The sequence below is a fragment of the Sinorhizobium sp. BG8 genome, assembly GCF_016864555.1.
Lineage (GTDB): Bacteria > Pseudomonadota > Alphaproteobacteria > Rhizobiales > Rhizobiaceae > BG8.
The window spans coordinates 318,001-340,071 of the sequence record NZ_CP044011.1 but is presented as its reverse complement, the minus strand read 5'-3'; the positions used below and the strand labels follow the sequence as shown (position 1 = coordinate 340,071).

The 22,071-nt window shown below is 62.7% G+C and carries 22 protein-coding genes and 1 pseudogene; 17 read left to right on the top strand and 6 right to left on the bottom strand.

Annotated features, from left to right (window positions below; all coding sequences use genetic code 11):
- Window positions 1-13 precede the first annotated feature (13 nt).
- The 8 genes and pseudogenes from F3Y30_RS01550 to F3Y30_RS01510 all read left to right on the top strand — a co-directional run bounded on the left by F3Y30_RS01550 (window position 14) and on the right by F3Y30_RS01510 (window position 7,773).
- The gene (locus F3Y30_RS01550; protein WP_203424835.1) at window positions 14-802 is read left to right on the top strand and encodes a rhomboid family intramembrane serine protease; all 789 of its coding nucleotides are present in this window, start codon (window positions 14-16) and stop codon (window positions 800-802) included.
- Between the two features lie 178 nt (window positions 803-980).
- On the top strand, window positions 981-1,730 hold the full coding sequence (locus F3Y30_RS01545; protein WP_203424834.1) for an electron transfer flavoprotein subunit beta/FixA family protein: 750 nt from the start codon (window positions 981-983) through the stop codon (window positions 1,728-1,730).
- 25 nt (window positions 1,731-1,755) lie between these two features.
- Window positions 1,756-2,685, top strand: a complete 930-nt coding sequence (locus F3Y30_RS01540) for an electron transfer flavoprotein subunit alpha/FixB family protein (RefSeq protein WP_203424833.1) — start codon at window positions 1,756-1,758, stop codon at window positions 2,683-2,685.
- Between the two features lie 148 nt (window positions 2,686-2,833).
- Window positions 2,834-3,706, top strand: coding sequence for a 3-hydroxybutyryl-CoA dehydrogenase (locus tag F3Y30_RS01535; protein WP_203424832.1), 873 nt, complete (start codon window positions 2,834-2,836; stop codon window positions 3,704-3,706).
- Window positions 3,707-3,973: 267 nt separating this feature from the next.
- Window positions 3,974-4,957, top strand: a complete 984-nt coding sequence (gene cysP, locus F3Y30_RS01530) for a thiosulfate ABC transporter substrate-binding protein CysP (RefSeq protein WP_203424831.1) — start codon at window positions 3,974-3,976, stop codon at window positions 4,955-4,957.
- An 80-nt stretch (window positions 4,958-5,037) separates the two neighbouring features.
- Entirely contained in the window at window positions 5,038-5,859 is an 822-nt protein-coding gene (cysT, locus tag F3Y30_RS01525) for a sulfate ABC transporter permease subunit CysT (protein WP_246752842.1), read from the top strand.
- Between the two features lie 2 nt (window positions 5,860-5,861).
- Complete coding sequence (gene cysW, locus F3Y30_RS01520; protein ID WP_203424829.1) at window positions 5,862-6,755, top strand: sulfate ABC transporter permease subunit CysW; 894 nt, start codon at window positions 5,862-5,864, stop codon at window positions 6,753-6,755.
- Window positions 6,752-7,773, top strand: a pseudogene (locus tag F3Y30_RS01510) (sulfate/molybdate ABC transporter ATP-binding protein). The gene cysW and the pseudogene F3Y30_RS01510 overlap by 4 nt, the downstream one beginning before the upstream one ends.
- A gap of 24 nt (window positions 7,774-7,797) precedes the next feature.
- Here the strand turns inward: F3Y30_RS01510 and F3Y30_RS01505 are convergent.
- A complete protein-coding gene (locus tag F3Y30_RS01505; RefSeq protein ID WP_203424827.1) occupies window positions 7,798-8,469 on the bottom strand; it encodes a TlpA disulfide reductase family protein in 672 nt (223 codons plus the stop codon).
- 27 nt (window positions 8,470-8,496) lie between these two features.
- Here F3Y30_RS01505 and argH point away from each other — a divergent pair, with 27 nt between their 5' ends.
- The 4 genes from argH (at window position 8,497) to F3Y30_RS01485 (ending at window position 14,304) form a co-directional block, all read left to right on the top strand.
- The gene (gene argH / locus F3Y30_RS01500; RefSeq protein WP_203424826.1) at window positions 8,497-9,900 is read left to right on the top strand and encodes an argininosuccinate lyase; all 1,404 of its coding nucleotides are present in this window, start codon (window positions 8,497-8,499) and stop codon (window positions 9,898-9,900) included.
- A 108-nt stretch (window positions 9,901-10,008) separates the two neighbouring features.
- Entirely contained in the window at window positions 10,009-10,200 is a 192-nt protein-coding gene (locus F3Y30_RS01495) for a lipoprotein (RefSeq protein WP_203424825.1), read from the top strand.
- 12 nt (window positions 10,201-10,212) lie between these two features.
- Window positions 10,213-11,481, top strand: a complete 1,269-nt coding sequence (gene lysA / locus F3Y30_RS01490; RefSeq protein ID WP_203424824.1) for a diaminopimelate decarboxylase — start codon at window positions 10,213-10,215, stop codon at window positions 11,479-11,481.
- Between the two features lie 177 nt (window positions 11,482-11,658).
- Window positions 11,659-14,304 carry a TIGR02302 family protein gene (locus F3Y30_RS01485; protein WP_203424823.1) on the top strand — a complete coding sequence of 882 codons (2,646 nt, stop codon included), beginning with the start codon at window positions 11,659-11,661 and terminating at the stop codon, window positions 14,302-14,304.
- A gap of 89 nt (window positions 14,305-14,393) precedes the next feature.
- Here the strand turns inward: F3Y30_RS01485 and F3Y30_RS01480 are convergent, their stop codons facing one another.
- From F3Y30_RS01480 to F3Y30_RS01470, 3 genes are all read right to left on the bottom strand, one after another.
- On the bottom strand, window positions 14,394-14,753 hold the full coding sequence (locus F3Y30_RS01480; protein ID WP_203424822.1) for a response regulator: 360 nt from the start codon (window positions 14,751-14,753) through the stop codon (window positions 14,394-14,396).
- Window positions 14,754-14,974: 221 nt separating this feature from the next.
- Complete coding sequence (hpt, locus tag F3Y30_RS01475) at window positions 14,975-15,520, bottom strand: hypoxanthine phosphoribosyltransferase (RefSeq protein ID WP_203424821.1); 546 nt, start codon at window positions 15,518-15,520, stop codon at window positions 14,975-14,977.
- 84 nt (window positions 15,521-15,604) lie between these two features.
- A complete protein-coding gene (locus F3Y30_RS01470; protein WP_203424820.1) occupies window positions 15,605-16,315 on the bottom strand; it encodes a hypothetical protein in 711 nt (236 codons plus the stop codon).
- A 204-nt stretch (window positions 16,316-16,519) separates the two neighbouring features.
- Here F3Y30_RS01470 and ftsE point away from each other — a divergent pair, with 204 nt between their 5' ends.
- From ftsE to F3Y30_RS01450, 4 genes are read left to right on the top strand one after another with little or no spacing between them, the layout of a single operon-like run.
- On the top strand, window positions 16,520-17,179 hold the full coding sequence (ftsE, locus tag F3Y30_RS01465; protein ID WP_203424819.1) for a cell division ATP-binding protein FtsE: 660 nt from the start codon (window positions 16,520-16,522) through the stop codon (window positions 17,177-17,179).
- Window positions 17,172-18,179 carry an ABC transporter permease gene (locus F3Y30_RS01460; RefSeq protein WP_203424818.1) on the top strand — a complete coding sequence of 336 codons (1,008 nt, stop codon included), beginning with the start codon at window positions 17,172-17,174 and terminating at the stop codon, window positions 18,177-18,179. The genes ftsE and F3Y30_RS01460 overlap by 8 nt, the downstream gene beginning before the upstream one ends.
- Before the next feature lie 59 nt (window positions 18,180-18,238).
- The gene (locus F3Y30_RS01455; RefSeq protein WP_246752841.1) at window positions 18,239-18,994 is read left to right on the top strand and encodes a YdcF family protein; all 756 of its coding nucleotides are present in this window, start codon (window positions 18,239-18,241) and stop codon (window positions 18,992-18,994) included.
- A gap of 41 nt (window positions 18,995-19,035) precedes the next feature.
- Entirely contained in the window at window positions 19,036-19,824 is a 789-nt protein-coding gene (locus F3Y30_RS01450) for a 1-acyl-sn-glycerol-3-phosphate acyltransferase (RefSeq protein ID WP_203424817.1), read from the top strand.
- Between the two features lie 92 nt (window positions 19,825-19,916).
- Here F3Y30_RS01450 and F3Y30_RS01445 read toward each other — a convergent pair whose 3' ends face one another.
- Window positions 19,917-20,555, bottom strand: coding sequence for a VUT family protein (locus F3Y30_RS01445; RefSeq protein ID WP_203424816.1), 639 nt, complete (start codon window positions 20,553-20,555; stop codon window positions 19,917-19,919).
- Window positions 20,556-20,670: 115 nt separating this feature from the next.
- Window positions 20,671-20,961, bottom strand: coding sequence for a 50S ribosomal protein L28 (gene rpmB / locus F3Y30_RS01440; protein WP_203424815.1), 291 nt, complete (start codon window positions 20,959-20,961; stop codon window positions 20,671-20,673).
- Between the two features lie 338 nt (window positions 20,962-21,299).
- Between rpmB and F3Y30_RS01435 the strand changes: the two genes are divergently transcribed.
- Complete coding sequence (locus tag F3Y30_RS01435) at window positions 21,300-22,043, top strand: DUF3108 domain-containing protein (RefSeq protein ID WP_246752935.1); 744 nt, start codon at window positions 21,300-21,302, stop codon at window positions 22,041-22,043.
- The last annotated feature ends 28 nt before the right edge of the window (window positions 22,044-22,071 follow it).

Here is a 22,071-nt window from a genome sequence, read left to right as displayed (position 1 = left end):
ACAAGGGGTGCCGATGTTCATACCGCTGCATGACACGAATTCCTTGAAGTACATAAGGGCCCAGTACGTGACGATCGGTCTCATCGTCGTGAACGTGCTGGTCTATCTGGTGACGGGGTTCGCCTCCACCCAGACCTTCTCCGACGAGGCTGTCGTCGGCCTCGGCTATATCCCGGCCGTCGTTTTCGGCTATGCGGACCTCGAGCCGAACCTGGTGATCGTTCCGGAAACCGCGACCTACCTCACCTACGCGTTTCTGCATGGGGATTTCATGCATCTCGCGTCGAACATGCTCTTTCTCTGGGTCTTCGGCGACAATGTCGAGGACGCGCTCGGACATGTCCGCTTTCTGGTCTTCTACCTGCTGTGCGCAGCCTCCGGCGCCCTCCTGCACGGCATCACGCAGCCGGACTCGGAGTTTCCTCTGATCGGCGCGTCCGGAGCGATCTCGGGCATTGTATCGGCCTACTTCCTGCTCCACCCAAGGGTTCGCGTATGGGTTCTGGTGCTGTTCCGGATCCCGCTGCCGCTGCCCGCGGTGGTGCCGCTCGCCTTCTGGATCGCCCAGCAGTTCTACATGCTCTTCGTCGACCAGGATAATACGGTGTCCTGGGGCGCTCATGTCGGCGGCATCGTCGCGGGCGCAATCCTCGTGGTCGTGCTCCGCCGACCGGGCGTTCCCCTTTTCGACAGGAGCATCGTCACGCCGCGAGCGGTGCGGCATGCCGAAGGTGCCGCGACAGGGTCGGAATCTCTTCCGACCGATGCTGCGAGAACGCCTCCGCCCCGCTGGGGACGCTGAGGGTGATCTGGCTCACGACGTTTGACGTGAACGTAAGCGTAAATTAGATGTTTTGAGGTGAGAGGCGATCTTGCGACATTGTAATTGGGAAAAAAACGCGTATCGATGTCGCCAACCGACAATCAGGCCGCCCTTGAAAGGCGCATTTTCCCTCGCGGGCATTTGAAGGAAGGAAGCCATGAAGATCTTGGTCCCCGTTAAGCGGGTTGTTGACTACAACGTGAAGATCCGCGTGAAGGCGGATGGCACGGGTGTCGAGCTTGCGAATGTGAAGATGTCGATGAATCCGTTCGACGAGATCTCCGTGGAAGAGGCGCTGCGTCTGAAGGAAGCCGGCAAGGCGGAGGAGGTCGTGGTGGTGTCGATCGGTCCCGCCAAGGCCGAGGAGACGCTGAGGACGGCACTCGCCATGGGAGCCGACCGGGCGATCCTGGTCGAGACCGAGGATCAGGTCGAGCCGCTCGCCGTCGCCAAGATCCTCAAGGGCGTGGCCGAGGCCGAACAGCCGGGGCTGATCATCGTCGGCAAGCAGGCGATCGATGACGACTCGAACCAGACCGGCCAGATGCTGTCGGCGCTGCTCGGCTGGGCGCAGGGGACGTTTGCCTCGAAGGTCGAGATCGGCGAGGGCAAGGCAAAGGTTACCCGTGAGGTCGACGGCGGCCTGCAGACGATCGAAGTGACGCTGCCGGCGGTGGTGACGACGGACCTTCGGCTCAACGAGCCGCGCTACGCCTCGCTGCCGAACATCATGAAGGCGAAGAAGAAGCCGCTCGACAAGAAGAGCCCGGGCGATTTCGGCGTCGACACGACAGCCCGGCTGAAGGTGCTGAAGACCGAGGAGCCGGGCGGGCGCAAGGCCGGCGTCAAGGTGAAGTCGGTCGCCGAGCTCGTCGAGAAGCTGAAGACCGAAGCCGGCGTGCTTTGATCCGGAAGAGATAGGAGATTACATCATGGCCATTCTTCTTCTGGCTGACCACGACAAGAACCACCTTTCCGACCAGACGGCCAAGGCGCTGACGGCGGCAACGCAGATCGGCGGCGCGGTGCATGTGCTGGTTGCCGGCTCCGGTGCCGGGGCGGTTGGCGAACAGGCGGCAAGGCTGTCCGGCGTCGCCAAGGTGCTCGTCGCCGACGACGCCAGCCTCGCCAACAACCTGGCCGAACCGCTGGCGGCCCTGATCGTCTCGCTGTCGGGTTCCTATGACACGATCCTTGCGGCCGCCACCTCGGTCGGCAAGAACGTGCTGCCGCGGGTCGCGGCCCTTCTCGACGTCGCGCAGGTGTCTGAGATCATCGAGGTGGTCTCGTCCGACACGTTCAAGCGGCCGATCTATGCCGGCAACGCCATCCAGACGGTGCAGGCGACCGATGCGAAGAAGGTGATCACCGTGCGCACGGCAAGCTTTGCCGCAGCGGCGGACGGCGGCTCGGCTGCGGTCGAGACGGTTTCGGCCGGCGCAAACCCGGGCCTTTCCAGCTTCGTCGGCGATGCGCTGTCGTCGTCGGACCGTCCGGAGCTGACGTCGGCGAAGATCATCATCTCGGGCGGCCGGGCGCTCGGCTCGTCGGAGAAGTTCAAGGAGGTGATCCTGCCGGTCGCCGACAAGCTCGGGGCGGCCGTCGGTGCGTCGCGCGCCGCCGTCGATGCCGGCTATGCGCCGAACGACTGGCAGGTTGGCCAGACCGGCAAGGTGGTCGCGCCCGAACTCTACATCGCCTGCGGCATCTCCGGCGCCATCCAGCATCTGGCCGGCATGAAGGATTCGAAGGTCATCGTCGCCATCAACAAGGACGAGGAAGCCCCGATCTTCCAGGTCGCGGACTACGGCCTCGTCGCCGACCTCTTCGACGTCCTGCCGGAACTTGAAAAGGCGCTTTGACCGCGCTGCAGGGGCACGCCTTCTCCAGTGAATAATCACTGGAAAAATGTGCTGTACCGCTTTATCACTTAACCCCGGGCCGGTTCTTCCGGCCCGGTTTTTTGTGGCCGTGCTCGTCCGGCTTCGTCTGAGGTAGGGAACCAGAGCTGTGATCAAGAATCTCGGTATCATCGGAGCGGGACAGATGGGCTGCGGGATTGCGCATGTCTCGGCCCTGGCCGGATACAAGGTTCAGCTCTACGATCTTTCGGCAGAGCGGATCGAAGCCGGCCTGGCGACCGTCAACGGCAATCTCGCCCGCCAGGTGACCTCGGGCAAGATGACCGACGAGGACCGCAAGAAGGCCCTGTCCCTCATCAAGGGGACGACGGATCTCAACGACCTTTCCCAGGCGGACCTCGTCATCGAGGCGGCCACCGAGGACGAAACGGTCAAGCGCAAGATCTACGCGCAGGTTTGTCCGGTCCTGAAGGCGGATGCCATACTGGCGACCAATACGTCTTCGCTTTCGATCACCCGCCTCGCCTCCGCGACCGACCGTCCGGAGCGCTTCATGGGCATTCATTTCATGAACCCGGTTCCCGTGATGAAGCTCGTGGAACTGGTGCGCGGGATCGCCACCGAGGAAAACACCTTCGCGGCCGCCAAGGAATTTGTCTCCTCGCTGGACAAGACCATCACCGTTGCCGAGGATTTTCCCGCCTTCATCGTCAACCGCATCCTGCTGCCGATGATCAACGAGGCGATCTACACGCTCTACGAAGGCGTCGGATCGGTCGAGGCGATTGATACCGCCATGCGGCTCGGCGCGAATCATCCGATGGGGCCCCTCCAGCTTGCCGATTTCATTGGCCTCGATACCTGCCTTTCGATCATGCAGGTTCTCTATGACGGCCTGGCCGATTCGAAGTACCGGCCTTGCCCGCTGCTCGTGAAGTATGTCGAGGCTGGCTGGCTCGGAAGGAAATCGGGGCGCGGCTTCTACGACTATCGTGGCGACGTTCCGGTCCCGACGCGCTAAGGCGTCCCCTGATCCAAGAAATCCGCTTCCAATGCATCAGGGCATTGTTTTCACGCATGTCTTTCTCCCGAACCGGTTCCCGCTATCGGGTGCCGTCTAGCCGCCTTTCCAGAGTAACCGCGGGAGCCCAGCCGCTTTTCTCCACGGCGGCCGTTTCCGGGAATTATTTTCCTCTTCGCTACGGGCGCAGGGTCCGCCTTGTCTCGGATCGGTTGTGTAGGGCCGTTATTGTCGCGGCAGATACTCAATCCATTCGGGAGAATTGATATGAAACGCTTGCTGCTGGTCGGCGCTGCCCTCGTCGCCCTTGCATCGCCTCTGTCCGCCAATGCCGCCGACAAGCTGCTGAACGCCTCCTACGACGTCGCGCGGGAACTGTTCGTCGCCGAGAACGAGGCCTTCGTCAAGGAGCATCCCGGCGTGACGATCGACCAGTCGCACGGAGGCACGTCCAAGCAGGCACGCGCGATCGTCGAGGGGCTCGAGGCTGATGTGGTCACCTTCAACCAGGTTACCGACATCGATTTCCTCGTGAAGAACGGGTTCGTCGCGGAAGACTGGCAGAAGAAGTTCCCGAACGCAGCCTCGCCGTTCTATTCCTTCCCCTCGTTCCTCGTTCGCGCCGGCAATCCGAAGAACATCAAGGACTGGAGCGACCTCGCCCGCGACGACGTCAAGGTCATCTTCCCGAACCCGAAGACGTCGGGCAATGCGCGCTACACCTATCTCGCCGCCACGGCTTATGCCAAGGAAGCGTTCAACGGTGACGAGACGAAGGTGAAGGAATTCGTCGCCAAGATCTTCGACAACGTGCCGGTCTTCGATACCGGCGGACGCGCAGCGACCACCACCTTCGTCGAGCGCGAGATCGGCGACGTCATCATCACCTTCGAGGCCGAGACCAAGGCGATCGCCAAGCAGTACGGCGAGGACAAGTTCGAGTCCGTCGTCCCGTCGGTCTCCCTGCTTGCCGAATTCCCGGTCGCAGTCGTCGACAAGGTTGCCGATGCACACGGTACCCGAGAGCTTGCCACCTCCTATCTCCAGTTCCTGTATTCTCCGGCCGGCCAGAAGGTCGCAGCCGAGTTCGGCCACCGCGTCCATGACCCGGCGGTTGCGGCTGAATTCAAGAGCCAGTTCCCGGAGATCCGCCTCGTCAACGTCGATGACGTGTTCGGCGGCTGGAAAAAGATCTCCGCGGAACATTTCGCCGAGGGCGGAATTCTCGACAGCATCTACGGTAGCCGTTAAGAGGAATCCACTGCGGTTGCAGACCAGCCGGCGGGCCTTCGATGCCCGCCGGCTTCTGCATTGTTGAAAGGACGGGGAACGTGAAACGGCGGGTGTTGCCGGGTCTGCCGCTTTCGCTCGGCATAACACTGGTCTATGCGGCGATTATCGTCGTGTTGCCGCTCGCTGCGCTGGTTTTCAAAGCGGCGAGCCTGGGATTAGAGGACTACTGGCGCATCGTGTCCTCCGAGCGCGCAGTCGCGAGCTATCGGGTGACCGTGCTTTGCGCGCTGGCGGCGACGGTCTTCAACCTGTTCTTCGGACTGGGCCTCGCCTGGGTCCTGGTGCGCTACCGCTTTCCCGGCCGGCGGTTCGTGGATGCCCTGGTCGATCTTCCGTTCGCCCTGCCGACCGCTGTGGCGGGCATTTCGCTGACGACGCTCTTTGCCACTAACGGCTGGTTCGGCGCCCCCCTTGCGGTTCTAGGCATCAAGGTCGCCTATACCCCGCTCGGCATCATGGTCGCGATGTCCTTCACGAGCCTACCCTTCATCGTTCGCACGGTCCAGCCGGTCCTCGAGGAGATCGATCCGGCGCTCGAGGAAGCCGGCCAGACGCTCGGCGCGAGTGATCTGGCGATCTTCGTGCGGGTCATGCTGCCGCTTCTCGCGCCTGCCCTGCTTGCCGGCCTGTCCCTGTCCTTTGCCCGCAGCCTCGGCGAGTTCGGGGCGATCATCTTCATTGCCGGCAACCAGCCCTTCGAGACGGAGATCACCGCGCTTCTCGCCTTCATCCGTCTTGAGGAATACGACTATCCCGCTTCCGCGGCCATCGCGTCGGTCATGCTCATCACGGCCTTCCTGATGCTGGCGGTCACCAATCTCCTTCAGGCGCGGGCCCTGCGCTATACAGTGAGGGGCTGACGATGCGAAATCATTCGCGCCGCCCGCCGCGCGTCGGCGATAACCCGCGTTTCCGCCGCGTGCTGCTCGCCATCATCCTTACCCTCGTCGCGATCGTGATCGTGGCGCCGCTCGTCGTCATCGGCGTGCAGGCGTTTTCAATGGGGCTCGGCTACTTCGCAAAGACGCTTGCCCATCCGGATACGCTCCATGCGATCCTTTTGACCGTCGTCACGGCACTAATCGCGGTGCCACTCAACACGGTCTTCGGCGTGGCGGCAGCCTGGGCCATCACGAAGTTCGATTTTCCCGGCAAGCGCGTCCTGCTCATCCTGATCGAGCTTCCCTTCTCGATCTCTCCGATCGTGGCGGGTGTCGCCTATCTCTTCGTCTACGGCCTCCAGGGCCTGTTCGGCCCGGCCCTGCAGGCAGCGGACCTGAAGATCCTGTTCGCGCTTCCGGGCATCGTGCTCGCCAGCATGTTCGTGACGGCGCCCTTCGTCGCGCGCGAGCTGATCCCGCTGATGCAGGCGCAGGGACGCGATCTCGAGGAGGCGGCAACCTCGCTCGGCGCCAGCGGCTGGCGCACGTTCTTCTCCGTCACGCTGCCCAACGTCAAGTGGGCACTGCTCTACGGCGTCGTGCTCTGCAACTCGCGCGTCATGGGCGAGTTTGGTGCCGTCTCCGTGGTGTCCGGCAATATTCGTGGGCAGACGAACACCCTGCCGCTCCACATCGAGCTGCTCTATCACGACTATAATGCGGTTGGCGCCTTCGCGGCCGCGTCCATCCTCGCGGCGCTGGCGATCGTCACGCTCGTCGCCAAGGTCCTGCTCGAGCGAAAGGGCGCCGGTCGCATCCGTCGTCCGTCGTCGCTTGCAGGCGCCGAACCCGTTCCGACGGAGGTCAAAGCTTGAAAATCCGCCTCGACAAGGTCGTGAAGACCTTCGATACCTTCCGCGCCGTCCACGGTGTTTCTCTCGAGATCGAAAGCGGGGAACTGGTGGCTCTGCTCGGTCCTTCCGGTTCCGGCAAGACGACGATCCTGCGCATGGTCGCGGGCCTGGAATATGCAGACGGCGGCGATATCTACTTCGGCGAGGAAAATGCAACCGGCATTCCGGTCCGCGATCGGGGGTGGGTTTCGTCTTCCAGCACTATGCCCTGTTTCCGCACATGACGGTCGGAGAAAACATCGCCTTCGGGATGAAGGTGTCGAAGGTCCGGCGCTCCGCTGGCGCGATCGCCGAGCGGGTGGACGAACTGCTGCGCCTCGTGCAGCTCGCCGGGCTCAAGGACAGGTATCCGGCACAGATATCGGGTGGCCAGCGCCAGCGCGTGGCGCTTGCCCGGGCGCTGGCCGTCGATCCCCGTGTCCTGCTGCTCGACGAGCCCTTCGGGGCGCTCGATGCCAACGTCCGGCGCGACCTCCGGCGTTGGTTGCGCAAGATCCATGACGAACTCGGCATCACGACCCTCTTCGTGACGCACGACCAGGAGGAAGCGCTGGACCTTGCGGATCGCGTCGTCATCCTGGACAAGGGCAAGATCGTCCAGCACGGCACGCCGGAGGAGGTTTGCCGCTCTCCGGCGAATGCCTTCGTCATGAATTTTCTGGGCGACGCGAACGTGCTGCCCGCCGTCGTGAGGGATGCGAGGGCCTACGTGCAGGACGTTCCCTTCGATGCACCCGGCCTTGCCGAGGGAGCGGCCAGCATCCACTTCCGTCCGACGGACGTGACCTGGCGCGAAGACGGCCAAGGCATCGCGGCGCAGATCGTGCGGGTGATCGACCGGCCGGACTCGCGGCGCGTGCTGGCGATGACGACCGGCGGCCATCCGGTCGAATTCGACACGTCGCCTGAGTTTCCGCACCGCAAGGGGGAGCTCGGTTTCATAGATATCCGCCGTCCACGGATCTACGCCACGCCTTGACCGGCAATGACCGGAGGGGCAATCTCACGTGGCCGGGCGCGTCCCGATCGCGGCGCCGATCAGCGCCTTGGCATCGTCGCTGTCCCAGGCGGCAGGTCCGTTCATGGACGAGACAAGGCAACCTTTCTCGTCCATCAGCAGCGTGGCAGGCAATCCGAACGCGAGGCCTTCCTTCTTCAGCGTATTGAACGTCTCCATGGAGCTGTCGCGATAGTAGGCGAGGTCGTGGACCCCGGTTTCCTCCAGGAATGCCTTGGGCTTGTCGTCGGTACCGGTGTCGATGTTGATCGCGACCACCTCGAAGCGATCGCTTCCCATCGATTTCTGCAGCGCGTTGAGCGCAGGCATTTCCTCGCGGCAGGGAACGCACCATGTCGCCCAGAGGTTCACAAGCAATGTCTTGCCGCTGAAGTCGGCGATGCGCTTCGGGGCACCGTCCGGGCCGGTGAACGAAAGATCCGGGAGCTTGCGATGCTCGGGGACGCTCATCATCGCCGCGACCTGACCCTTGGATAGAGGAACGAGGCTCTCGGCCAAGGCTGCAGCCGCGCCGCATTCGGCACTGCTTGCGGAAGCAACCGCCTTGCCATTGCCAGACTGGCTCTCGATCACGTATATCGCTGCCGCACCGGCGAAAAGTCCGGCAACACCGGCGATTGCGATCAGTTTGGCGGCCGGCACCTTCTTCGCTGTCATTTCATTCTCCAGGATAGGCATCATCCCATGGCTGACGGAACTTCTGAGACCAAATCCTCGAACCAGATGTGGGGCGGCCGCTTTGCTTCCGGCCCGGATGCGATCATGGAGGAGATAAATGCCTCGATCGGCTTCGACAAGAAGCTTTATGCCCAGGACATCCGCGGCTCTATAGCGCATGCGACGATGCTCGCGCATCAAGGCATCATTTCCGCTGATGACAAAGACAAGATCGTTCACGGGCTGAACACGATCCTGTCAGAGATCGAGAGCGGCCAGTTTGAGTTTTCGCGCCGCCTGGAGGACATTCACATGAATGTCGAGGCGCGCCTTGCCACCCTCATCGGACCGGCGGCAGGACGTCTCCATACGGCGCGCTCGCGCAACGATCAGGTGGCCCTCGACTTCCGCCTCTGGGTCAAGGAAGAGCTGCAGAAGACCGACACTGCGCTGACGGCGCTCATTGCGGCTTTCCTGGATCGGGCGGAAGAGCATGCCGACACGGTCATGCCCGGCTTCACCCACCTCCAGACGGCGCAGCCCGTCACCTTCGGTCACCACTGCATGGCCTATGTCGAGATGTTCGGCCGGGACCGCTCGCGCGTGCGCCACGCCATCGAGCATATGGACGAGAGCCCGATCGGCGCTGCGGCGCTCGCCGGCACCGGCTTCCCGATCGACCGCCACATGACCGCCGCGGCGCTCGGCTTCCGTGGTCCGACCCGCAACTCGATCGACACGGTTTCGGACCGCGACTTCGCCCTCGAGTTCCTCTCGATCGCCGCGATCGCTGCCACCCATCTCTCGCGCCTTGCCGAAGAGATCGTCATCTGGTCGACGCCGCAGTTCGGCTTCATCCGGCTTTCCGACGCGTTCTCGACGGGCTCGTCGATCATGCCGCAGAAGAAGAACCCGGATGCCGCGGAGCTGGTGCGCGCCAAGACCGGCCGCGTCAACGGTTCGCTTATCGCATTGCTGACGGTAATGAAGGGGCTGCCGCTCGCCTATTCCAAGGATATGCAGGAAGACAAGGAACAGGTCTTCGACGCCGCGGAAAGCCTCGAGCTGGCGATTGCGGCGATGACCGGAATGGTGCGTGACATGACGATCCGCGTCGATCGCATGAAGGCTGCGGCCGGATCCGGTTATTCCACGGCCACGGATCTCGCGGACTGGCTGGTGCGAGAGGCAGGCCTGCCGTTCCGCGATGCGCATCACGCCACGGGCCACGCGGTCGCGCTGGCGGAGGAACGCGGTTGCGAGCTTGCCGAGCTCGCGCTCGACGATCTGAAGGCGATCAACCCGGCGATCACCGAGAAGGTCTACGACGTGTTGACCGTGGAAGCGTCGGTGGCAAGCCGCACCTCCTTCGGCGGCACCGCGCCGGAAAACGTCCGCCGCCAGATCGCCTGGTGGCGCGAACGCAACTGATCACGCCGGTTGCAGGATTCATGACCAGAATCAGGGTGCACAATCGCATCCAGATTCGTTAAGAGAATTCGATCGCTCGGCATCTGGCCGCAATCCGGGAACGCACGCATGATACTGAAAGACATCGGCAGACTGACGCTCGCGCTGGCGCTCATGGGCGTCCTCGTCGCGGGCTGCGGGCGCAAGGGCGACCTGGAGCCTCCGGGACGCGCACCCCTTGCCAAGCAGGACAGCGGCATGTCGAAAAACAAGAAGCAGCCGGTCGAAGACAGGCCATTCTTTCTCGACCCCCTTCTCTGACGGAATTTGACAGTGAATCATTTCGAGCATCGAGACGGCATTCTCTACGCCGAGGACGTTCCCGTTCCGGAAATCGCCAAGGCGGTCGGAACGCCTTTCTATTGCTATTCCACCGCGACGCTGGAGCGTCACTACAAGGTCTTCTCGAAGGCTTTCGACGGCGTGGACGCAATGGTCTGCTATGCCATGAAGGCGAATTCCAACCAGGCGGTCCTGAAGACGCTGGCGCGGCTGGGCGCCGGTATCGACGTCGTCTCCGAAGGGGAGCTTCGCCGCGCGCTCGCAGCCGGCGTACCGGCTTCCCGAATCATGTTCTCCGGCGTCGGAAAGACGCCGAGGGAGATGGATCTCGGCCTGGAAGCCGGCATCTACTGCTTCAATGTGGAATCGGAGCCGGAGCTCGAGATACTCAACGCCCGCGCGGTCAAGCTCGGCAAGCAGGCGCATGTGTCCTTCCGCATCAATCCGGATGTCGACGCGCGAACCCACGCGAAGATCTCGACCGGCAAGAAGGAGAACAAGTTCGGTATCTCCTGGGAGCGCGCGCGCGCCGTATACGCGCACGCGGCCACGCTGCCGGGCATCAAGATCACCGGCATCGACATGCATATCGGCAGCCAGATCACCGAGCTGCAACCGTTCGAGGATGCGTTCAAGCTCCTCAGGGAACTCGTGACGACGCTTCGTTCCGACGGGCATACGATCGACCACGTCGACGTGGGCGGCGGTCTCGGTATCCCCTACAAGACCGACAATTCACCGCCGCCGCTCCCCGATGCCTACGCCGAGATCGTCAAGGAGCAACTGCGCGGCCTCGACTGCAAGATCGTGACCGAGCCGGGCCGTTTGATCGTCGGAAACGCGGGCATTCTGGTCACGGAAGTGATCTATGTGAAGGATGGCGGGGAAAAGACCTTCGTCATCGTCGATGCCGCCATGAACGATCTCATCCGGCCGACGCTCTATGAAGCCTGGCACGAAATCATGCCGGTAAAGATTTCGGCCGCAAGCGCGCCGCGCATCACGGCGGACGTGGTGGGCCCGGTCTGCGAGACCGGCGACTATCTGGCGCTCGACCGCGAGATGGCCATGCCGAAGCCCGGCGATCTGATCGCGGTCGGTTCGGCCGGCGCTTACGGGGCCGTACAGGCCGGAACCTACAACACGCGCCTGCTTATTCCGGAAGTGCTGGTGAAGGGACGCTCGTCCCACGTGATTCGCCCGCGGCCTACCTACGACGATATCATCGGCCTCGATTCCATCCCCGACTGGCTCGCCTGACGTCTGTCCCGCGAAACAGGCCGGTGCATAGCAGTGGATCGCCCCCGGCTTTCGCCGGATGGGCGATCACGTTTTTGCGTTCGCTCTCGTCTTCGCCACAAAGAGTGTTATCTTCCATTGCACGGGCGCCTGGCACCGCAGTCGGCCAAGGCGTGATCCAAACGGGAACGAGGCTTGATGGCGGTCGATAAAGGCAGGCTTCAGAAGGACGGCGGCGCTGGCAGAAGCGTCTCCCGCCGCATCAGGGCAAAGCGCGTTGCCGCACAGGCGGTGCTCTTTGCCGAAGCCCTCGTGCCGCGGCTCCTTCCCATCCTGCTACTGGTGCTCACGTTCCTCGCCGTCACGTGGTTCGGCCTCTTCAGATATTCCGCGGCCTGGCTGCATCTGGGAGTTCTCGCCGGCTTCGTCATTGCTTTCCTGGTGCTTGCCTCTCGTCTGAGAGGTCTGTCGTGGCCGACGGCGGATGACGCCTACCGCATGCTCGAAAGCCGCAATGCGCTCGCTCACCAGGCCATCCGCGTCCAGGAGGACAGGCCGGTTGCCGCGGACTCCTTTGCGGTGGCTCTCTGGAAAGAGCATCAGGCCCGCATGGCCCGCATGATCGGGGCGCTGCACACCGGATGGCCCCGGCCCGACATTGCGCGGCACGATCGGCTTGGGATACGCGCGGTACCCGTGCTCCTGGTGGCAATCGCTTTCGCGTTCTCCTATTCGAACCGCGGCGGACTTCTGTCCGATGCGTTCGTTCTTCAGGTTCCCGCCGAGGAAAAGCCCGACATCCGGATTGACGCCTGGGTGACGCCGCCCGTGCACACGGGCCGCGCGCCGGTGTTTCTCACGGGAGGTGCCGAGACTGAAGGTGAAGTCGTGCGGGTGCCGCAGTTCAGCGAGCTGACCATCCGCATAACCGGCGGCTCCGGTGACGACGTGGCGAGCTTCCAGCCGGAAGGCGAGACCTCTCCGACCGTGCTGCGGTCCAAGGACAAGACGCAGGCCGAGTCGACGGACAAGAAAGCCGCCGCCGAGACGACGGTCGCGGCCAGTGCCACGCCTCCGGGGCAGGTGCCTGCCCAGACGCTCGACTACAAGATCGTCCGCGGAGGCGAGCTTTTGATCGATGGCCGGAAGTGGACGTTCTCCGTCATTCCCGATCGGGTGCCTGAGATCGCATTCGACGGAATCCCGCGCAAGACCGTCGCTGCGGCCCTGGAAATCAGCTTCATCGCCAAGGACGATTACGGCGTTCAGGAGGCCTTCGCCGAAATTGTGCCAGTCGATGTTCCCGCCAAGGATGCACGGCCGCTCTATCCGCCGCCGGAGTACCGTCTCGATCTGCCGCGCCGCAGTGCCCGCACGGCCAAGGGAACGACGAGCCGCAACCTTTCGGAACATCCGCTTTCCGGCAAGATGGTGCGCATCACGCTCGTTGCGCGGGACGCTGCAGGACAGGAGGGCCGTAGCCAGCCTCAGGTCATCCGGCTTCCCGCCAAGAATTTCTTCGAACCGCTCGCCGCTGCAGTCGCCGAGCAGCGGCAGGTCATGGCGCTCGACGCGAATCAGCTTCCCCGCGCCATCGCGCTGAATGAGGCCCTGCTCATTCGGCCGGAGGAGACTATCCCGAGCCTCACGCATTTCCTGCTCTTGAAGTCGGCGCAGGAACGCATGCGCATGGCTCGAAACGACGACCAGATGCGTGAGACCGCCGACTATCTCTGGGAGATCGCGCTGGGCATCGAGGACGGAAACCTCTCGCTCGCGGACAGACGCCTCAGGGATGCACAGAAGGCGCTCTCCGACGCCCTGGAACGCAATGCGTCCGACGAGGAAATCGCCAAGCTGATGAAGGAACTGCGCGAGGCGATGCAGGCCTATCTGGAGGAACTGGCGCGCCAGGCCGCCAAGAACGGCCAGATGCAGGAGAATGCCCAGCAACAGGGCCAGGTGCTGCGCCAGCAGGATCTGCAGCGGATGATGGACCAGATCGAAAACCTGGCGCGGTCGGGTTCCAAGGACGAGGCGCGCGAACTCCTGTCGCAGATGCAGCGGATGCTGAACAACCTGCAGGCGGGCCGCAGACCCCAGCAGGGCCAGCAATCGGATGCGATGCGCCAGCAGATGGACAAGCTCGGCGAGTTGATGCAGCAGCAGCAGCAGCTGATGGACCAGACGTTCAAGTATGATCAGGCCCTGCGCGACCGCATGCAGCGCGGCGACCCGCTCGATGGGCAGGACCAGGAGCTGTTCGACCAGCAGCCGGGTGACCGGGGCAATGAGCAACAGCAGGGCGAGGCGCAGCAGTCACCTGCAGACGAGATGACTGCCGATGAATTGCGGCAGGCGCTGAAGGATCTGAAGGCCCAGCAGGACGCCCTTGGCAAACAGCTCAGCCAACTGGAACAGGCCCTGAAGGGTATGGGCATCAAGCCTGGCAAGGGCTTCGGCGATGCCGGCCGCGAAATGAAGGGAGCGTCCGAATCGCTCGGCAAGGGCCAGGGCGAACCCGCCGTCGGCAGCCAGGGCAGGGCGCTCGAGGCGCTTCGCCAGGGCGCACAGGACATGATGAGCCAGATGCAGGCGATGGGCCAGGGACAGGGTGAAGGCGAAGGCCTGCCGCAGGCCGGCCGCAATGGCCGCGATCCGCTCGGGCGCGAACGCCAGACCAGCAGCGAAGGTCCGGATTTCGGCGGCCCGACAAAAGTTCCCGAGGAAATCGATATCCAGCGCGCCCGCGAGATCCTCGAAGAGATCCGCCGGCGCCTCGGCACCGGCATCACTCCCGGACTGGAGCGCGACTACCTGGAGCGGCTGCTCGGTATCCACTGACGAATTGCGCGACGCTTGCCGCGGGGGGCATGGATCACTGCTGATCCAGGCTTAGTCGCGCGCATCCATCATCAAGATTACGCCGGCGTTCAGGCCGCCAGCGCGTGAGCGACCGCGGAGCGGATATCGGGCAGGGTGAAGGGTTTGCTCACGACGTCGACAATCTTCGTCGCCAGATCGTCGGCACGCTCGCGCTGCTCCGCATAGCCGGTCATCAACAGGATCTTGAGGCCGGGATAGGCATTTGACGCCTTGTGCGCCAGTTCGATGCCGTCCATGACCGGCATGCGGATATCGGAGAGCAGCAGGTCGAATCCGCCCGTGCCGAGCGCTTCCAGTCCAGCGGCTCCGTCGGCCGCCTCGACCGTCTCGTGGCCGTCGAGCCTCAGGGCTCGTGCCACGAAGATGCGCAGGGAATCTTCGTCTTCGGTGATCAGTATTCTCGCCATCGCTCCCCCTTTTGCCACGCCCGCCTTTTGGTCGGAGCTGCAGCAGCAGTCGAAAAACAGCGCATCATCCTTCCCAGTGGATCATTCCGTGGCAAGGGGCATGCGCACCGACCGGCTCATCCGGTCGCGACCGTGCTCTCTCGAACCGGCCGCGCCCACAAAAGACCAGAGTTTCCTTTGCGATCGGTAAACGTGAAAGGTGAGTGTGCCGCAAACGAGGATTACTCGTCGTCGCCCTCGACGACGCCGACGAAGGGCAGCTCGCGGAATGCATAGGCCACGTCCATGCCGTAGCCCACGACGAAGTAGTCCGGGCATTCGAATCCGACGTAGTCGGCCTCGAGCTCCGTCTGGCGCTTCACCCGCTTGTCGAGCAACACCGCGATGGTGACGTGGCGTGCGCCGCGCTCGTACATCAGCTCCTTTGCGAAACGCAGCGTACGGCCGGATTCGAGGATGTCATCGATCAGCAGGATATCCCGGCCGTGGACATCACTGTCGATGTCCTTGATGATCTTCACGCCCTGCGACACCGTGCCTTTCCCGTAACTGGACAGGGTGATGAACTCGACCTCGGGAGCAAGTCCCGTGGCGTGCATTGCGCGAATGAGGTCGGCGGCGAAGATGAACGAGCCTTTCAGCACCGAGATCACGAGCAGGTCCTGGATCGGTCCTCCCTTGATTTGGGCTGCGAGTTCGTTGTTGCGCTGCGCAATCTGCTCAGGACTATAGAGGGTCCGGATTCTCTTTCCGCGTACGACCTGCATTGGCATAGGATTCCCGTTATGGCTCATGCGGCCGAACGGTGATGTTTCGCCATGCCGCGGGGTTTGGCAAAGCGCATATCACACTCATTCCGTGGCTGCACCCACAGGAGCGAACGAAACCGAGACTTTCGGCAGTTTTCCGCCCGAATGCGGGGCTTTTAGCGCGAAATGATTGCTCGCGCCGGCCGGCAAGGTGGCATCCTCGGGCGCGATCCGCTGGCTCGTAAGATATCCGCCCGAAATCACGTCCACCACGATATCGGGGACTGCATGCGCCACGAGATCGCGGTTCTCGACCGTTCCGTAGACGGAAAGAACCTTCATGCCATTGCGATCATCCAGCGATGTCGTGACACCCGTGATCGTGATTGGCTGCTGCTCGTTGGTTGAACCGATGGCTTCGTAAAGCGCTGCAAAGCCGCCGGTCGCGGTGAAGATCGAGAGGAACGAAAGCGCCACGGCGGTGGCAAAAGCGCGTGCCGGCAGTAGCCGGAGGACCCGCTCGCCGAGCCGCGCTGCGGCGGGAATCGCTGAAAGAAGCAGGCGGAGGGCGGGCGAAAGCCGCGCGTCGCGTCGTGCCTCCTGGGCGTGGAAACGAGCCCGGGTCTTGGCGTTGTCGTTGGGAGCACGACCGGTTCGCAAGCCGGGTTCCCATTCAACGACCACGAAGTCGGCATCGACAATCTCGGGCTTGCGCCTGACGAACGTCGACCCGCGGGTTCCGGCCGAGGATTCGGGTGGAAGGAGATCGATTGTGCCTGCTGTCCTGAACTGTTTAGATCGGAACGCGCTCATGGCTCTTTCCTCCTGCGCATGGCGACTGCCTGGCATGACCGACTGCGAAAAGTCGGGCATTGAATCAAATCCTTACCAAACGTAAACCATATTGGTTAATGCTTCGGAAATCCGTCCCACAAGGGCCTTTTTCCTGTGCGATCCGCCTGCGATAGTTGGTGGGCCGATACGGACGGATTCCTGCTCGTTGAACTGGGTTGACCATTGATTCACTTCGAAAACGTCGGCTTGAGATATGGAATGGGTCCGGAGATTCTCCGCGATCTTACCTTCGACATACCTGTACGCTCCTTTCAGTTCTTGACCGGCCCGTCCGGGGCGGGAAAGACGACGCTGCTGCGGCTTCTGCTTCTTTCGCTGAAACCGACGCGGGGAATCATCCGCACCTTCGACCGCGAGGTCTCCACGATCCCGCGCGACGAACTGCCGATGCTCCGACGCCGGATCGGCATCGTCTTCCAGGACTTTCGTCTGCTCGAACACCTGACCACGTACGAAAACGTCGCGCTGCCGCTGCGTGTGCGGGGCAAGGAAGAATCGAGCTATCGGGCGGACGTGCTCGAACTTCTGAAATGGGTCGGGCTCGGTGAGCGAATCAACGTGCTTCCGCCCGTGCTTTCCGGTGGTGAGAAGCAGCGTGCCGCGATTGCGCGCGCGCTGATCGATCGGCCCGAGATCCTCCTTGCCGACGAGCCCACCGGCAACGTCGACCCGCCGATGGCCCGGCGTCTGCTGAGCCTCTTCCTCGAGCTGAACCGGCTCGGCACGGCTGTCGTCATCGCCACGCACGATCTGTCGCTGATGGATCAGGTGGAGGCGAGGCGCATGATTCTTTCCCAGGGACGGCTGGACATCTATGACTGACGAAGGGCGCGATCAAAACCGGAGCGGGACGTCGGGGCGGCGGCCGGAAATGCGCGTGCGGCCGATCGGACCGATCGTGCCTCCGGCCAATGTGTCCGGCAATGCGCTGATGCTCGTCATCGCGATCATGGCCTTCCTCGCCTGCCTGACCTTCGGCGCCGTCACCATGGTGCGGGCGACGGCGGCAAGCTGGCAAAGCCAGATCTCCCGCGAGATCACCATCCAGATAAAGCCTGACGACACCATCGACATGGAGAAGGCGCTGCGCGACGCCCGCGACCTGGCGCTGACCTTCAACGGTACCAAGGACGGCCAGATCATGGACCGGGCGGCGACCGCCCGCCTGCTGGAGCCGTGGCTCGGGGAGGGGCTGGATCTCGACGAGCTGCCCGTGCCGCGCCTCGTCATCATCACGATCGACGAACAGAACCCGCCGGACTTCGCGGAAATGCGCAAGACGCTCGCCGAGAAGATCCCGCAGGCCTTCCTTGACGACCATCGCACATGGGTCGATCGACTGGTCGCCATGGCGAGGACGACCGCGCTGATCGGCACCGCCGTCCTCGTCCTTGTCTTCTCGGCGATGGTGCTGACAGTCATCTTCGCGACGCGGGGTGCGCTTTCCGGAAACCGGCACATCGTGGAGGTTCTGCACTTCGTCGGTGCCGAGGCGGGCTTCGTCGCCTCCGAGTTCCAGAAGCATTTCCTCAAAATCAGCCTCAAGGGTTCGTTTGCGGGAGGAGCGCTCGCCGCGCTCTGCTTCGCGGCCGCCGGCATCTGGCAGAGCCATTCGCTGGCAACACCCCAGAGCGATCAGGCGACCGCACTCTTCGGAACCTTCGCGATCGGCATCACCGGCTATCTCGGGATCATCGGAACCATGCTCATCATCGCGGCGTTGACGACGCTGACCGCCCGCTTCACGGTGATGCGGACGATTTACGAAATCGATCTTATCCGTTCCGATCCGGCGCGCACGGATTCGGTCCCGAATGCCTGACAAGGGGAAAGGCGTTATCCGGACTACTCAATGCCGCAATCTCGGTTTATGGAGATTCGATGAAAGCGGGTAACCAGGCTGACGCGGAGCTCGTGAGCGGGCCCATGGTTTGCGAGGGCGAAAAGGCAACCAGGTCTTCGCGCCCGGCACGCCGCGTTGTGCGCTATGTCATCCTCGCACTCGCCGTTGTCTCCGCGGTAGCCTTTGTCGGCTTTCTTCGCTTCGCCGACCAGGTCGCGGCGCTCCAGCCTCCGATCCACCCGAAGGCGGATGCCATCGTCGTGCTGACGGGGAGTGCCCAGCGGATCGGCCAGGGGCTCGAGCTTCTGAAATCCGGCGCCGGCCAGCGGCTGCTCATCTCCGGCGTCCATCCGACGACAAGCGGCAACCAGATCCGCAAGCTTAACCAGAGCTCCTCGACGCTCTTCGAATGCTGCGTCGATATCGGCCACGACGCGATCGACACAATCGGTAATGCAAACGAAACCGCGCGGTGGATCAGCGATCACGGCTACCGCAGCATACTCGTGGTCACCAACAACTATCATATGCCGCGCAGCCTCCTGGAACTGAAGCGCAGCGACAACCGGACGGAATTCATTTCCTATCCCGTCGTCAGCGCGGATCTCAAGAGCGGCTATTGGCTGGCCAAGCGGGCCGTCGTGAGGCCGATGATTTCGGAGTACATCAAGTATACGGCCGCCACGCTGCGCGATATGGCAGGCGCCGGTTCATCGAAAGGACTTCGCGGCGACGTGGCCCTGGATAATCGGGCGCAAGAGAACGACGGCGGGGAGTTTTCGATGGCGAAATAATCGTGTAGGCAGCGTTGCCGCTCTCGATGAAAGCCTGCTTGATGATCGTCTTCCGTTCTCTGCTGTTCAATTTCCTTTTCTACCTGAACCTGATCATGCAAATGGTCGTGCTGACCCCGGTCTACTTCCTGCTGCCGCGGAAGAAGGCCTATGCAGTTCCAAAGAACTGGGTCCGCACCAATCACTGGCTTTTCGAAAAGGTGGTCGGGACGACGTTCGAGATCGAAGGTCTCGAAAACATCCCGAAAGGCAGCTACATCTTCGCACCCAAGCACCAGTCCTTCTGGGATGCCTATGCGCTGCTGCCGTGGCTGGACGATCCCTTCTACATCCTGAAGCGCGAGTTGACGTGGATACCGCTGTTCGGCTGGTACCTGCTCAAGCAGCGGATGGTTCCCGTCAACCGCGGTGCGCGGGGCAAGGTCATGGCCGAGGTGATGAACCGAACCAAGGCGGAGCTCAGGCGCGGCCGACAGCTCATCATCTATCCTGAAGGCACGCGTCGCCCGCCCGGAGCCCCTCCGGAATACAAATACGGTATCGCCCGCCTCTATCGCGATCTCGACGTTCCCGTGGTCCCCGTCGTCATGCATCCGGGCCTCTTCTGGCCGCGCCGCAAGTTCCTGCGCTATCCGGGGCACTTCAAGGTCCGTGTCCTGCCTCCCATCGCTCCGGGCATGGATCCCGATGATTTCCTGGCGCATCTCGTCGAGGTCATGGAATCGGCGAGCGACAAGCTGCTCGTCGAAACGGCGAAGGACAATCCGAAGCTCCCGCTGCCGCCGATGGCGGCCGAGCGCATTGCCGAGCTGCAGGGCAGGGCCGAGTAGCGCCGAGGCTCAAGCCACCGGCAGGACAAACAGAAACGGCCGCCGCGGATTTCTCCGCGGCGGCCGTTTTCATGAGAGGCGTTGTGCTGCCGTCAGGCCGTCTTTTCCACGCCCGGCATCGGCTTCAGGACGCTCATCAGAGCGCCGTAGGGCAGGAGCATGACGATGCCCACCAGCACCTTCACCGTAAAGTCCCCGAGTGCCCAGGAGATCCAGCGCGGCGCTTCTGCGGCAAGGACGCCGAAGATCGGAGCCGATCCGATCGCGAAATCGTCGTTCGGACCGAAGAAGGAGAAGAAGGGCGCGAAGGCAAAGGAGAAGAACATCAGCGTATCGAGCGCCGAGCCGATCAGCGAGGCGATCAGCGGTGCCCGCCACCAGGTCTGTCGGCGGAGCTTGTTGAACACGGAGATGTCGAGGAGCTGGCCCGCCAGGAAGGCCGAGCCCGAGGCAATCGCGATACGCGGCGACGCGACCGCGAAGGAGAAGAGGACAGCGACGGCGAAGCCGGCCACCACGACGCGACGGGCGATCTTCGGTCCGAACTGACGGTTCGTGAGGTCGGTGACCAGGAAGGCGACCGGATAGGTGAAGGCGCCATAGGTCAGCAGATCGCCCAGGCTTATGCCGAAAAGGGTTCCGGAAAGCGGATACTGGACGAGGATATTGGAGGAGACGACGACGAGCGTCATCAGGAGGACGTAGAAAAACGTAATGCGGTTCGCCTGCATTTTTTTATCCTGGGTGATGCCACCAGTTGGAGTGATAATCGATAGAACAAACCAAAAGGCCTGACCGGCGGTCCGGTCAAGCCTTCAAGCTGTTATAGTGGTTACCGGCCTGAAATCAGGCGGCAGCAGCCGTCTTCTTGACGATCTGGCGACGCAGCAGACGTGCGCGCATCGACAGTTCGTTCTCGTTTGCCTTCAGCAGGAAGGCATCGAGACCGCCGCGATGTTCAACGGAACGCAGTGCAGCCGCAGAAACGCGAAGACGGAAACGCTGGCCGAGCGAGTCGGAGATCAACGTGACATTGCAGAGGTTCGGCAGGAACCTACGCTTGGTCTTGTTGTTTGCGTGGCTCACATTGTTGCCCGACTGGACGCCCTTGCCGGTCAATTCGCAACTACGGGACATGGATACACCTATTCTTCTTCGGTTTCGGACAATACGATTCCAGTGCCGTGCCCGGCCGCAGTCCGTCTGGCCTTATTGGAAAGTTGCGGTTCTATAGTCATACCGCGCAGGCACGTCAAGCCAAACCTTGGGCCTGACGGGAATTCTGTTGCAAAATGCGCTGATTTGCGGCCAAAAGACAAGTCGTGCGCGGAGCGCGCGACGCGTGCGGGCGGCTCGAGATTACCTGCTGTCGCCCCGCGCAAACGGCGTATAATCGCCTCAATGAATTTATACGCCAAGGCGTGCAGAGGAGCGTGGTGCGAATGAACTGGCGGAGTTGGATTGCAGCCGTCGCAATGCCGCTCATGCTGTCGGGCGGCAGTGTTCCGGCGTTCGCTGCCGAAGTCGAGCACGTTACCGATTACAGCATAAGGCTCGCGGGCCTGCCGGTCGCTGTCGCAACATTCCGATCCGAGTTCTCCGGAAGTCGCTATTCCATCCATGGCCGGATGAGTTCGGCCGGCCTCGCAGACATTCTTTCGAGCACGCGCGGAACAACTTCCGTTTCCGGCACGATTGCCCGCGACAAGCTGCGCGCGCAGACCTATTCCGTCGTCTACCAGAGCGGCAAGCGAGGTCGCAAGATCGATGTAACCTTCGACAACGGCAATGTCGTTTCGGCCCAGATGCAGCCCCAACGCAGGCGCACGAAGAACTGGGTGCCGGTGACGAAGAGTGACATGCGCTCCGTCCTTGATCCTATCTCGGGACTGATCATTCCGGCGGGCACGCGGGTCTGCCCCAAGACGCTGCCGATCTTCGACGGCGAGTCGCGGATGGACATCAAGCTTGTGGCGAAGGGCACGCGATCCTTCTCGACCAAGGGCTTCGAGGGCGAGGTCATCGTCTGCGGCATTCGTTTCGTGCCGAAGTCCGGCTACCGCAAGGGGCGCCTCGATGTGGAGTATCTGCGTCAGTTGAAGACCATGGAAATCTGGTTCGCCAAAGCGGACACCGCCAATGTCTACGCTCCCGTCTTCGTGCGTATTCCTACCAAATACGGGCCGGTGACCGTATCGGCCACCCGCTTCGGCGGCTAGTTCTCCCTTCCCTTTCGAGGATGATCGA

What these genes read in the sequence shown, in the direction of transcription:
- hpt (WP_203424821.1), bottom strand. Translation starts at nt 15,520, where the DNA reads ATGCAGGTCGTACGCGGAAAGAGAATCCGGACCCTCTATAGTCCTGAG.
- F3Y30_RS01435 (WP_246752935.1), top strand. Translation starts at nt 21,300, where the DNA reads ATGCCGCTCATGCTGTCGGGCGGCAGTGTTCCGGCGTTCGCTGCCGAA.
- rpmB (WP_203424815.1), bottom strand. Translation starts at nt 20,961, where the DNA reads ATGTCCCGTAGTTGCGAATTGACCGGCAAGGGCGTCCAGTCGGGCAAC.
- F3Y30_RS01540 (WP_203424833.1), top strand. Translation starts at nt 1,756, where the DNA reads ATGGCCATTCTTCTTCTGGCTGACCACGACAAGAACCACCTTTCCGAC.
- F3Y30_RS01550 (WP_203424835.1), top strand. Translation starts at nt 14, where the DNA reads ATGTTCATACCGCTGCATGACACGAATTCCTTGAAGTACATAAGGGCC.
- cysP (WP_203424831.1), top strand. Translation starts at nt 3,974, where the DNA reads ATGAAACGCTTGCTGCTGGTCGGCGCTGCCCTCGTCGCCCTTGCATCG.
- F3Y30_RS01495 (WP_203424825.1), top strand. Translation starts at nt 10,009, where the DNA reads ATGATACTGAAAGACATCGGCAGACTGACGCTCGCGCTGGCGCTCATG.
- F3Y30_RS01480 (WP_203424822.1), bottom strand. Translation starts at nt 14,753, where the DNA reads ATGGCGAGAATACTGATCACCGAAGACGAAGATTCCCTGCGCATCTTC.
- F3Y30_RS01460 (WP_203424818.1), top strand. Translation starts at nt 17,172, where the DNA reads ATGACTGACGAAGGGCGCGATCAAAACCGGAGCGGGACGTCGGGGCGG.
- F3Y30_RS01485 (WP_203424823.1), top strand. Translation starts at nt 11,659, where the DNA reads ATGGCGGTCGATAAAGGCAGGCTTCAGAAGGACGGCGGCGCTGGCAGA.
- F3Y30_RS01450 (WP_203424817.1), top strand. Translation starts at nt 19,036, where the DNA reads ATGATCGTCTTCCGTTCTCTGCTGTTCAATTTCCTTTTCTACCTGAAC.
- F3Y30_RS01445 (WP_203424816.1), bottom strand. Translation starts at nt 20,555, where the DNA reads ATGCAGGCGAACCGCATTACGTTTTTCTACGTCCTCCTGATGACGCTC.
- argH (WP_203424826.1), top strand. Translation starts at nt 8,497, where the DNA reads ATGGCTGACGGAACTTCTGAGACCAAATCCTCGAACCAGATGTGGGGC.
- F3Y30_RS01505 (WP_203424827.1), bottom strand. Translation starts at nt 8,469, where the DNA reads ATGACAGCGAAGAAGGTGCCGGCCGCCAAACTGATCGCAATCGCCGGT.
- cysW (WP_203424829.1), top strand. Translation starts at nt 5,862, where the DNA reads ATGCGAAATCATTCGCGCCGCCCGCCGCGCGTCGGCGATAACCCGCGT.
- F3Y30_RS01470 (WP_203424820.1), bottom strand. Translation starts at nt 16,315, where the DNA reads ATGAGCGCGTTCCGATCTAAACAGTTCAGGACAGCAGGCACAATCGAT.
- F3Y30_RS01455 (WP_246752841.1), top strand. Translation starts at nt 18,239, where the DNA reads ATGAAAGCGGGTAACCAGGCTGACGCGGAGCTCGTGAGCGGGCCCATG.
- F3Y30_RS01545 (WP_203424834.1), top strand. Translation starts at nt 981, where the DNA reads ATGAAGATCTTGGTCCCCGTTAAGCGGGTTGTTGACTACAACGTGAAG.